This is a genomic window from Kitasatospora sp. NPDC036755 (assembly GCF_040636595.1).
Classification (GTDB): Bacteria; Actinomycetota; Actinomycetes; order Streptomycetales; family Streptomycetaceae; genus Kitasatospora.
Genome location: NZ_JBEZUT010000295.1, coordinates 1 through 10721 on the forward strand (window position 1 = coordinate 1; position 10721 = coordinate 10721).

General features: G+C 75.5%; 11 protein-coding genes and 1 riboswitch. Of the genes, 4 read left to right on the forward strand and 7 right to left on the reverse strand.

Features of this window, described 5'->3' with window-relative positions; all coding sequences use genetic code 11:
* The first annotated feature begins 91 nt into the window (after positions 1 to 91).
* Positions 92 to 877, forward strand: coding sequence for a hypothetical protein (locus AB0E96_RS31980; RefSeq protein ID WP_359829281.1), 786 nt, complete (start codon positions 92 to 94; stop codon positions 875 to 877).
* 509 nt (positions 878 to 1386) lie between these two features.
* Here AB0E96_RS31980 and AB0E96_RS31985 read toward each other — a convergent pair.
* The 3 genes from AB0E96_RS31985 to AB0E96_RS31995 are packed head-to-tail and all read right to left on the reverse strand — an operon-like array spanning position 1387 to position 4333.
* The gene (locus AB0E96_RS31985; protein WP_359829282.1) at positions 1387 to 2604 is read right to left on the reverse strand and encodes an MFS transporter; all 1218 of its coding nucleotides are present in this window, start codon (positions 2602 to 2604) and stop codon (positions 1387 to 1389) included.
* A 28-nt stretch (positions 2605 to 2632) separates the two neighbouring features.
* Positions 2633 to 3658 (reverse strand): MerR family transcriptional regulator, encoded by a 1026-nt coding sequence (locus tag AB0E96_RS31990; protein WP_359829283.1) that lies wholly within the window; start codon positions 3656 to 3658, stop codon positions 2633 to 2635.
* A gap of 3 nt (positions 3659 to 3661) precedes the next feature.
* On the reverse strand, positions 3662 to 4333 hold the full coding sequence (locus tag AB0E96_RS31995) for a HEAT repeat domain-containing protein (RefSeq protein ID WP_359829284.1): 672 nt from the start codon (positions 4331 to 4333) through the stop codon (positions 3662 to 3664).
* A 312-nt stretch (positions 4334 to 4645) separates the two neighbouring features.
* On the opposite strand from AB0E96_RS31995, the gene AB0E96_RS32000 reads away from it, so the two are divergent.
* Positions 4646 to 5077, forward strand: a complete 432-nt coding sequence (locus AB0E96_RS32000; RefSeq protein ID WP_359829285.1) for a hypothetical protein — start codon at positions 4646 to 4648, stop codon at positions 5075 to 5077.
* Positions 5078 to 5241: 164 nt separating this feature from the next.
* Positions 5242 to 5384, forward strand: a riboswitch (SAM riboswitch).
* Positions 5385 to 5583: 199 nt separating this feature from the next.
* Positions 5584 to 6297 (forward strand): IclR family transcriptional regulator, encoded by a 714-nt coding sequence (locus AB0E96_RS32005; protein ID WP_359829286.1) that lies wholly within the window; start codon positions 5584 to 5586, stop codon positions 6295 to 6297.
* A gap of 64 nt (positions 6298 to 6361) precedes the next feature.
* Here AB0E96_RS32005 and AB0E96_RS32010 read toward each other — a convergent pair whose 3' ends face one another.
* Together AB0E96_RS32010 and AB0E96_RS32015 are read right to left on the reverse strand one after the other, a co-directional pair.
* Positions 6362 to 7615 (reverse strand): threonine/serine exporter family protein, encoded by a 1254-nt coding sequence (locus AB0E96_RS32010; protein ID WP_359829287.1) that lies wholly within the window; start codon positions 7613 to 7615, stop codon positions 6362 to 6364.
* Between the two features lie 172 nt (positions 7616 to 7787).
* A complete protein-coding gene (locus tag AB0E96_RS32015; protein WP_359829288.1) occupies positions 7788 to 8738 on the reverse strand; it encodes an NADP-dependent oxidoreductase in 951 nt (316 codons plus the stop codon).
* 70 nt (positions 8739 to 8808) lie between these two features.
* Here AB0E96_RS32015 and AB0E96_RS32020 point away from each other — a divergent pair, with 70 nt between their 5' ends.
* On the forward strand, positions 8809 to 9804 hold the full coding sequence (locus tag AB0E96_RS32020) for a helix-turn-helix domain-containing protein (RefSeq protein ID WP_359829289.1): 996 nt from the start codon (positions 8809 to 8811) through the stop codon (positions 9802 to 9804).
* Positions 9805 to 9868: 64 nt separating this feature from the next.
* On the opposite strand, the gene AB0E96_RS32025 is transcribed toward AB0E96_RS32020, so the two are convergent.
* Together AB0E96_RS32025 and AB0E96_RS32030 are read right to left on the reverse strand one after the other, a co-directional pair.
* Complete coding sequence (locus tag AB0E96_RS32025) at positions 9869 to 10417, reverse strand: YciI family protein (protein WP_359829290.1); 549 nt, start codon at positions 10415 to 10417, stop codon at positions 9869 to 9871.
* A 61-nt stretch (positions 10418 to 10478) separates the two neighbouring features.
* On the reverse strand, positions 10479 to 10721 hold a 243-nt coding region (locus AB0E96_RS32030), incomplete at its 5' end, for an alpha/beta hydrolase (RefSeq protein ID WP_359829291.1).

A 10721-nucleotide genomic window follows, 5' to 3' on the forward strand; every position in this document is an offset into this window, starting at 1 on the left:
TCAGCCCCCGTACTGGAGTCCCAGACGCCACTTTCACCCAGCCTTGACAAGTTACTTGTCATGAAGATGATTCAGTGTCAATCTAGTTGTCATGACGACCCAGGGCGGGCCCCGGATCGACCCGGCGCTCGCCGACCGCGTCACCGAGGCGGTCCTGCTGGCCGGCCTGCCCGTCGGGTACGGCGGGTACGGAGCCGGCGTCCAGTTGCGCCCGGCCCGGCCCTACGACGACTCCGACGACTGTGCCGGCCTGATCGCCCTGCACTGGGAGCCCGGCCCCCGGCTGGCCGCCGCCGCGGCCATGGAACAGTCACAGCAGCCGGCGTCCGCCGCCCGGAGGGTCGTCAGCAGCAGCATGCAGAACGCGCTGGCGGAGTTCCTGCCGGCCTTCGGCATCGAGGTGTCGGCCGGCCGGCCCGACGGGGAGACCAGGGTGCGGCCCACCGGCGGCCCCGCCCCCGCCCCGATCACCGTCGCCGGACGGGATGCCTCCGCCCCCGTGGGGTCCCGCCCGCAGGACCTGGGCATCCGCGCGGACGTCGTCGGCGCGGTGCGCCGCACCGCCGCACTCGCCGGGCTGCCGGTCGCCGACCACCAGCACGCGCCCGGCATCACCCTCGCACCCTGCCAGGCCGTCGAGGACGGCGACGACAGCACCGGTGTCGCCGACCTCCGGTGGAACCCCTCCCGCCGACTGTCCGCCGCCGACGACGAGCGGGCCGTCCGGGCCCGCACCGCCGTCCAGGACGCCATGCGGCACGCCTTCGGCGCCGTCCTCGGCGCCTGCGGCCTCGACCTCCAGTGGCGCCGCCCGGCCACCCTCCCGTACCAACTGCGCGCCTACGGCCTCGCGGAGCACCCGCCCGTCCGGCCCTGACTGCCGTTCGGGCGCCGGTGGTCGCGGTGTGCGGGTGGTTCCGCCTGCCGTGCTCTCGTACCGGCTGCGCGGCGACGGCCCTTCGGGTTCCGCATGGGGTCGGGCGGGTGAGCGGAGACTGCGGGCCGGGGGCGGTGGTGTCGTGTCGCCGCCCCGGCTGCCGGTGGGCTCGTCGCCCGTTGAAGGGCGGGTTCGTCCGGGAGGCGGTCCGTGGCCGAACGTGCCTTCTGGGCAAGGGCTCCGGTGGACTCGCGAAGTGAGGCGGTGGACGCGGGTGCCGGCGGTGAGGCAGGTGGTGGGGGTCGTCCGGAGCGGTGGGGGCGGCGGCGGGCTGCCGGCCCCGGCCTGTCGGTGGGCTCGTCGCTCGTGGGAGTCGGCTCCTGGCCGAACCGGTCTGAGGGCGAGAGGGGTTGGGCGCTCCGCGCGGCCGGGGCCGGGGGCTCGTGCTGCCGCCCCGGCTGCCGGTGGGTTCGATGCTTGCCGGGCCCGGGGCTGAACGGGCGGGCGGGTCAGGGGGTTTCGACGTCCTCGCGCAGCGGGGTGGTAGGCCGGAGCGGGGTGCGGAGGCGGTGGGCGAGGGCGCTGGCCGCGACGCAGGCGGCGAGGGCCGTCCAGAGCAGTGGGGGGTTCTGCAGGCCGAGGCCGATGACGGCGGGGCCGACGGCGTAGGACACCGTCCAGGTCAGCTGGAACAGGGACATGTACGGGCCCTCGTCGCCCTTGGGGGCCAGGGCGACGGCCGCCGCCGCCGCGGTGGGTTTGGAGGCGAGCTCGGCGAGGGCGAGGACGGCCGCCACGAGGACGGCGAGCGGGCCCTGGAGGGCGTGCGGGGCGGTGGAGATCGTGGCGGTCAGGGCGATGGCGGCGGCTGCCGCGCCGATGGCCAGGCGCAGGACCCGTGAGCGGGTCCAGCCGGACACCCGGCGGCTGATCCTCATCTGCAGGGTGGTGGCGGTGGCGTAGCGGACGGCGACCACGACGGTCGGCCAGTAGGCGGGCTGGTGGAGGGTCTCCACGAGGTAGATCGGGAAGGCGACGGTCGGGACCAGCCAGGCCGCCGACAACAGCGTCTGGGAGGCGACCAGGGACAGGAAGGGGCGGTCGGCGAGCGCCGCCCGGGTGTCCGACCTCCTCTCCCGCGGCCCGGGCCGGTCCGCGGCCGGCACGGTGACCCCGAGCAGGAGGGCGGCCGCGAGGAGGGAGCTCGCGCTGTTGAGGGCGAGCGCGAGCAGCAGGCCGTGGCCGCCGGCGAGCGCCATCAGGGCGGTCGCCCCCAGGGTGCCGACCCCCAGCGAGGTGGTCTTGAGCACGGTGACGGCGGAGAACCACTCGGTGAGTTCCTCCGGCTTCGCGAACCGGGCGACCAGGGTGGGCCAGGCGGCCCCGTAGAGCCGGTCGGCGGCCGTCACGAGGAAGGTGGCGCCCGCGACGGCGGCCAGGTTCCCGGCGGCGAAGAACAGGCCGTACCCGAGCGCGGTCAGCAGGTTGCTGACGAGCAGGCAGGACTTGGGCCCCAGGGCCTGGACGAGCCGTCCGCACAGCGGTACGACGGCGAAGGAGGCGAGCGACCCGGCCGTCACGGCGGTTCCCGCGGCGGCGGCCGGGAAGTGCCGGACGGTGACGAAGAACAGCAGCGACAGCGGCAGGAAGACGCCGGAGCCGAACGTGTCGACCGCCACCGAGAGGAACAGCCGCCGCTGCCGACGGAACCGTCCGGCCCGTGTCACGCCCACCCCCGTTCCCGCCCCCCGCGGCCTATCGCGGGGTGCGCAGCTTGAGAATGTACGTCGCGGTCAGCGCGACCGCACGGTCCTCGTCCCGGGTGAGCGCTTCGAGGGCGCGGGACGTGGTGCCGCCGGGGACGTCCGCGAGCGCCTGGGCCAGCCGCCGGCGCGCGTCCGGACCGACCGCGCCGTGGGCGAGGCGGTCGACGAGCCCGGTGGCGATCCGGTCCGCCAGCGCGGGGTCGCGGGCCAGCGTGCCGAGGGCGTCGGCCGCGTCGGCGTCGTTCACCGCCTCGACGATCATGCCGATGAGCGTCGGGACCGCCTCGGCCACCCCGCGGGCCCCGAGCGCCAGGGCCGCGTACCGGCGGACCACGGCGTCGGGGTGCGCGAGGGCGTCCCGCAACAGGGCGGTCGCCGCGTCGTCCGGCAGTTCGGCGAGGGAGCGGACGGCCCGTTCGCGCACCTCGGCCGCGGGCGAGCGCAGGCCCTCCGCCAGCAGCGCCGTCGCGTCCCCGCCGGACCGTTCCAGCGCCCACCGGAGGGCGCCGGCGACGATCGGGTCCGACTCGCCCAGCACGGCCTCGACCAGGGCCTCCACCGGCACCGCCACGTCCTCGCCGGCGGACAGCACCGCGTCGCCCGCGGACAGGGCGGCGCGCTGCCGCGCCCCCGGGCTCTTGGACTCCAGGGCCTGGAGCAGCGCGACGACCTGGAGGACCTCCTCCCAGCCGGCCGGCTCCGCGGCGTCGATCCGCCGCAGCCGGGTGAGCAGCTCGGTCTCCGCGGCGATGCGTTCGCGGGTGCGCTGGATCAGGTCGTCGACGAGGTCGGCGGGGGCGAAGCCGGGATCGTCGAGCGCCCGTCCGACGTCGCGCAGCGACAGGCCCAGTGAGCGCAGGCTCTCGATGTGGAAGATCCGCCGGATGTCCTCGTCGGAGTACCGGCGGTAGCCGGAGCCGGTACGCCCCGTCGGCCGCACCAGTCCGAGCGACTCGTAGTGCCTGAGCATGCGGGCACTGACCCCGGACCGCCGCGCGACGTCGCCGATCAGCACTGCCTACCGTCCCTCCTGGCGGCCCTCGCCGAAGACCGCCGCACGCTTCGCCTCCTCGATCGCGGACTCGAATCCGGCGTCCGGGTCGCGCCACAGCCGCTCGGTGGCGAGCGCGTGGGTGCGGACCCGGGGGTCCGGGGCCGTCGCCGCGGCGCCCAGCAGGGGCAGCACCGCCTCCCCGAGCGCGATCAGTGCCCGGCTGAGGCTCAGCTGCGTCCCGGGTCCGCCGCGTCCGAGCTGGGCCGCCAAGACTACGGCCAACGCGGGCTCCTCACCCTCGGGCACCAGCACGACCGCGGCCCGCCAGGCGCTGCGGGCCACCTCCTCGTCGGCGTCGGCGAGCAGCGCGGGCGTGATCGCGGGCCAGGCCCGCCGGTCCCCGATCTTGGACAGGGTGTGCAGGGCCTGGCTGCGGGCCTGGGCACGCTCCGCTCGGACCTCGTCGAGCAGCAGCGGGAGCGTCTCCTCGGCGTCGTGCCGGGTGAGCGCCCAGGTGAGCATCTCGCGCACCGGGAACTCGGGCTCGACCGCGCACCGCTCGACGAGTCCGCCGACGAGCCCCGGGTGCGGGTGCGTGCCGACGGCGAGTGCCGCCCGCAGGCGCACCGACGCGTCCTCGTGTGCCAGCCCCCGCAGTGCCCGCAGGGTGTTCGTGTCCTCTTCCGGCCTGGTCATCGGGACCACCTCCTGGGCCACAGTGAAGGGCTTGACACGGTGGCAAGGTCAAGCGGCGGGGCCGGTCCGGAAGGTCCGGGCGGGCTCGGGCGGGCTCGGGGCGCGGTGGGGGCGCGGTTGGGGGCGGGACGCCGTGCCGGGGTGGGGCCGGTCCGCCGTCCCACGACAGGACGGGCATCCGGACCTACCGTGAACGTAGGACTTCCGTTCCGGGGCCCTCCGTGCGCCGAGCCTCCCAGGCGGTCGCCATGCGAGCCCGTCCCCCCGCCTCCCGCTGCCCGTGAGGCGGTCGCCACCGAAGGAGTCACTGACATGACCAGCAGCGTCAGCGGAGTCGGCAGCAGCCAGATCCGCCAGCCCCAACGGCACCCCTACGCGTCCGGATGGACCATCTTCGCGGGGGTCATGCTGATCACCGGCGGTCTGATGGCGATCACCGAGGGGATCTCCGCCATCGCCAAGGACGACCTGGTCGTCGTCACCCGCAACTACGTGTACTCGATGGACACCGCGGGGTGGGGATGGATCCACGTCATCCTCGGGGCCTTCATCGTGGTGACGGGCATCGCGGTCTTCAGCGGCGCGGTGTGGGCCCGGGCGGTCGGTGTCGTCGTCGCCGCGCTGGGAGTGATCGCCAACTTCCTGTGGCTGCCCTACTACCCGGCGTGGGCCGTCGTCCTGATCGCGATCGACGTCCTGGTGATCTGGGCGCTGTGCGTCGGAAGGGTCGTGAAGGAGGGCTGATCAGGGCGGCTGACCGGCGGGGCCCGGCCGTCCGGGTGCCACCGCTGAGCGGGGCCGGCGCGGGCCCCGCACCGCCCCGGGGGACCCCGGGTGACCCCGTGCGGCGACGGCCGAAGGCGGGGGGGCTTGCCGAGCGGCCCGGGGAGTCTTGTATCGTTCCTGGCGAATCATCCAGAGGGGTGGAGGGACCGGCCCTACGAAGCCCCGGCAACTCCCCGTTCGACCCGGCGTCCGAAGTACGCGCCGTGCCGTCCGGGGTCAGTGCCAACTCCGGCCTGTCGCCAATGTGGCGCGGGAAAGATGAGGAGACACGGTGCTCTCTGTGCTGTCCTTCGCCCGGGCGCTTCCCGCCCCGGCGCTTTCGCGTACCCGTCTCGTGCCCGGCGCAGGCAATCGGCCGACTTCTCCGGCCCGTCCTCGCTGACCACCCCCGGTTCCCCGCCAGGAGCCGCCGTGAGCAGCGCCCACCCGCTGCTCCCGGGCATTGAGACTGGAGTACCCCACCCATGGAGAACACGAGCGGCGTCGGCGTGCTCGACAAGATCACCTCGATCCTCGGCATCCTGGAGGCAGGCCCCGCCACCCTGGGCGGCCTCGTCGCCGCCACCGGCATGGCGCGGCCCACCGCCCACCGGCTGGCCGTCGCGATGGAACACCACCGCCTGGTCAGCCGGGACATGCAGGGCCGGTTCATGCTCGGCCCCCGGCTCGGCGAGCTCTCGTCGGCCGCCGGAGAGGACCGGCTGCTGGCCGCGGCCGGCTCGGTCCTCACCCAGCTGCGCGACCTCACCGGCGAGAGCGCCCAGCTCTACCGGCGGCAGGGCGAGGTCCGGATCTGCGTGGCCTCCGCGGAGCGCCTCTCCGGCCTGCGCGACACCGTCCCGGTGGGCGTCACCCTCCCCATGAAGGTCGGCTCCGCCGCCCAGGTCCTGCTCGCCTGGGAGGAGCCCGAGCGGCTCCACCGCGGTCTGCAGGGCGCCCGCTTCACGGCCACCGCCCTGAGCGGCGTACGGCGGCGCGGCTGGGCCCAGTCCGTCGGCGAGCGGGAGCTCGGGGTGGCCTCCGTCTCCGCGCCCGTGCGCGGCCAGTCCAACCGGGTGGTGGCGGCCGTCTCGGTCTCCGGCCCGATCGAACGCCTCACCCGCCACCCCGGCGCCACCCTCTCCCAGGCCGTCGTCGAGGCCGCCCACCGCCTGACCGAGGCCCTCCGCCAACCCTGACCGGCCGCCCTCGCCCGCCCGGGAGCCGTTCGGTGGGCGCCACCGTCGTGCCGCGGCCCCGGGCTCAGACCCGGGGCAGCGGCACGGCGCGGGAGGGGTGGGGGATCCGGCTGATCACGGCGCCGATCAGGGTGCCGATCGACACCCCGAAGACCGCCGACACGGCGGCCAGGACCGACTGCGCCCCGTTCCCGACCTCGATCTGTGCGGTGTTCAGCAGGCCGAAGGAGCCCGGCACCACGATCCAGAACGCCGGGAGGTAGAGCACCTGCCAGAGCGGACCGCCCGGCAGCCAGTGCACCAGGGTGGCCGCGACCGCGGCGGCGACCGCCCCCGCCAGGCCGCCTATCGCCGCGCCGTGCACCGACCCCACCGCCACCTGGGCGGTGACGCTGACCGCGATCACGGCGACGATCCACGGGATGGCCGAGGGCGGTGTGTGGACGTTGACGACCACTCCGGCCACCGCGATCGCCAGGCCCAGCGCGATCACCCACCAGCCGGGTTTGGCGACCTGGACGTTGGCCAGCGCGGTGGCCGGCATGCCGACCGCCGTCGCGGCCGCGGCCACTCCGGCGAGGAACAGGGCCAGCTGGACCGCGCCGGACACCAGCCGGGCGGTGCCCGCGCTGGCCGCGCCCGCGGCGATCTCGGACAGGCCGGTGACCAGCAGTCCGCCCGGCAGCAGGATCGCCAGGGTGGCGACGATCGTCCGCAGCGGCCCGTCCAGCAGCGAGGCCCGCGCGAGGGCCAGGACCAGCAGGGCGACCAGGAAGCCGGCCGTGACGGGCAGCAGCGGCCGCAGGTGCGGCAGCCGCCGGGCGAGCACGGTCAGCCCGACCACGATCAGCGAGCCGAGCCCGGCCGCCAGGACGTTGGCCGCCGCCGGCTGGAGGAAGAGGCAGACCCCCACGCCGACCGGCAGCGCCCCGAGGTCCGCCACCCACGCGGGCCAGCGGGCCGGTGCCCGCCGGATCCCGTCCAGTTCGGCGAGCGCCCGGGGCCCGTCGAGCTCGCCCGCCCGCAGCCGGTGCACCAGGTGGAGGACGTCGGCCGTCTGCTCGAACCGCAGCGCGCCGCCGACCGGCCGGAACGTGGTGGCCCCGTCCGCGCGGAGCGAGACGAACAGCCCGTTGGTCAGCGCGGCGACCCGCACCTCCGGAGCCCCCAACGCCCCTCCGAGCCGGCGGAGTTCCTCCTCGACGTCATGGACGGGCAGGCCACCGCCGAGCAGGGCTTCGCCCAGGTCGAGGAGTAGGCGGTGGAGCGGCTCGGGCGGGGCGTCGAGAACCCGGGCCGATGGAGACTTGCTAGACATGGCAGATATCGTCCCACCCTGCCCGAATCGGCCCGACTCTGACCCGGTCCGGTCGTTTTCCGACCGGTCGAGCGCCCGCCTCACCCCGCATCAGGCCTCCGGGCGGGAGCGCCGCCGCGGATCCGGGACCGGCCGGCCATCGGGGGGCTGGTGACCGGCGGCCCGAGGCCCGTCACGGCCGGACGGTGAGCACCAGCTTCCCCGTGACGCGGCCCGTCTCGCCCTCGGCGTGGGCGCGGGCGGCCTCGGCGAGCGGGTAGGTGGCGGAGACGTGGGCGCGCAGCCGGCCGGACTCGACGAGGGCGGCGATCTCCGCCATGCCCTGCCGGTCGTGCTCGACCAGCAGGGCCGTCGCCCGCACCCCCAGCTCGGCGGCGCGTGCCGCCAGGCCTTCGAGGCCCTGGGGGAGGATCGACACCAGGAGGCCGCCCGGGCGGAGGGTCTCCAGCGATCGGAGCCGGTCCTCCCCGCCGAGCGTGTCCAGGACCACGTCGACGTCCCGGGCCTCCTCGACGAAGTCGGCGGTGCGGTAGTCGATCACCTCGTCCGCGCCCAGGCCCCGGACGAAGTCGTGCTTGGCGGCCGACGCCGTGCCGATGACGTACGCGCCGCGCGCCTTGGCGATCTGCACGGCGACGTGCCCCACGCCGCCGGCCGCCGCGTGCACCAGGACCCGCTGCCCCGGCCGGACCCGCGCGGTGTCGACGAGGGCCTGCCAGGCGGTGAGCGACACCAGGGGGAGGGCGGCGGCCTCGGTGTGGCTCAGCGCGGCGGGCTTGGGGGCGAAGGCCCTGGTGGGGCCGGTGACGTACTCGGCGTGCGAGCCGGCGCCGTACGGGTAGGGCAGCATGCCGAAGACCTCGTCGCCCGGGGCGAGGAGCGAGACGCCCGGGCCGACCGCCTCGACGGTGCCGGAGACGTCCCAGCCGAGCGTGAACGGCGGCTGCCCGAGGAAGTAGCCGTGGCGGCGGTGCTTCCAGTCGGTGGGGTTGACCCCGGCGGCGTGGACGGCGACGAGGACCTGCCCGGCGCCGGGCACGGGCCGTTCCACCTCGGCCCCGTGGAGGACGTCCGGCTCGCCGAGGGTGGTCTGGGTGATGGCTCGCATGGTGTTCGTGGTCATGGATCCAGCCTGCGGCCACGGCCCTGACCTGCGAAATGGCAAGATTGCCAAAGACCGATAGGATCGTGCCATGGCTGCGATCGAACCCCCCGGCGCCGGTGGCCGGCCGCCGCACCGCGTCGTCGTCCTCGCCCTCGACGGCGTCTACCCCTTCGAGCTGGGCATGCCCAACCGGGTCTTCCCCGGCGTGCCGGGCGCCTACGAGGTGGTGACCTGCGCGGCGACGGAGGACCGGACGGTCGCGACCGACGCCGACTTCACGATCACCGTCGGGCACGGCCCCGAGGCCCTGGAGAGCGCCGACACGGTCGTCATCCCGCCGTACGGCCTGCACCACGTCACGGCGGACCTGCGGGAGCCGGCCCGCGGCGCCCTCGCCCGGATCCGCCCCGGCACCCGCATCGTCTCCATCTGCACCGGCGCGTTCGCGCTCGCCGCCGCCGGTCTGCTGGACGGGCGCCCCGCCACCACCCACTGGGCGCTGGCGCCCACCTTCCGCCGGATGTTCCCCCGGGTCGACCTCGACGCCGACGTGCTGTTCATCGACGACGGCGACATCCTGACCTCGGCGGGAGCCGCGTCCGGCCTCGACGTCTGCCTGCACGTGGTGCGCTCCGACCACGGCAGCGCCGCCGCCAACCAGGTCGCCCGGCAGTGCGTGGTGCCGCCCTGGCGCGAGGGCGGCCAGGCCCAGTACATCGAACAGCCGGTGCCCCCGGAAGGCGCCAACGGCACCGCCGCGACCCAGGCCTGGGCCCTGGAACACCTCGACCGCCCGCTCGCCCTCCGCGAGCTGGCCGCCCACGCCCGGATGAGCCCGCGCACCTTCGCCCGCCGCTTCCAGGAGGAGACCGGCACCAGCCCCGGCCGCTGGCTGATCCGGCAACGGCTGCACCGGGCCCGCCACCTGCTGGAGACCAGCGACCTCCCGGTCGACCGGATCGCCACCGAGATCGGCTTCGCCACCGGGGCCTCCCTCCGGCAGCACCTGCACGCCGCGATCGGGGTCTCGCCCCAGGCCTACCGCAACACCTTCCGCGGTCAGGCCGGCGCCCCGGGAAGCTGAGACCCCCGGCCGTCCGGGAACGGCCCGGTCACGTCCTCGCGGCGGCCCGCCGGCCGTCGGGCGGTCAGGAGCGGCCCCCGAAGCGCCAGTCGTGCACCTCGACGTCGGCGTACCGGTCCGCGGTCAGGACGGCCCGGGCCGCCTCCCGGTCCGGCGCCCGGAGCAGCACCGCCGTACCCAACCAGCCCGTGCCGTCGTCGGACAGCAGCGGCCCGTAGGCGATCAGTTCGCTCCGGTCGGCCGGCACGTCGAGGTCGGCGGCCGGACCCGCGCCGAGGCCGAGCACCAGGTACCGGTTGCCGTCCTCCCGGCCGCCGGGGAAGTCCCACATGGTGCGCCCCAGCAGGTTGCGCCACCGCCGCAGCAGCACGTCCCGGTAGGCGCCCGCCTGGTAGCCCGGCTCGTCGAAGGCGAACGCGCGGGCGGCGGCCGGATCGGGGAGGTCGAGGATGTGCAGGCTGCCCGTGAGCGTGGCGCCGTCGTCGCCGAGCGTCGGCCCCCGGGCGATCATCTCCTCCTCGTACCGGTCCATGTAGGACCAGTGCTCTTCCAACAGTGCGTGGCGCAGCGGCAGGGACCCGGGCCGGTCCCGGTGGTAGCAGAGGAACTCCATGTTCGTATGCTCCCCGAGGGACGTGGCCCGGTCGAACGGGTTTCGCGGTGCCGGTCCTCCGCTAGTTCAGCAGGAAGTCGTACACGGCCTGCCGCCCGGCCGGGTCGGCCGCCCGGTTCTGCACCGAGTGGGCCGCCCCGGGCACGATCACGATCCGCGGGTGGTGGGTGAACTCGGCCTGCTCGTAGAGCCATTCGTACGGTGTGGCCAGGTCCCGGTCGCCGCCGAGCAGCAGCACCGGCACGTCGGGCAGCTTGCGGTGCGCCGGGGGGAGCGGCGCGACCGGCTCGCGCGGCCAGTCCCG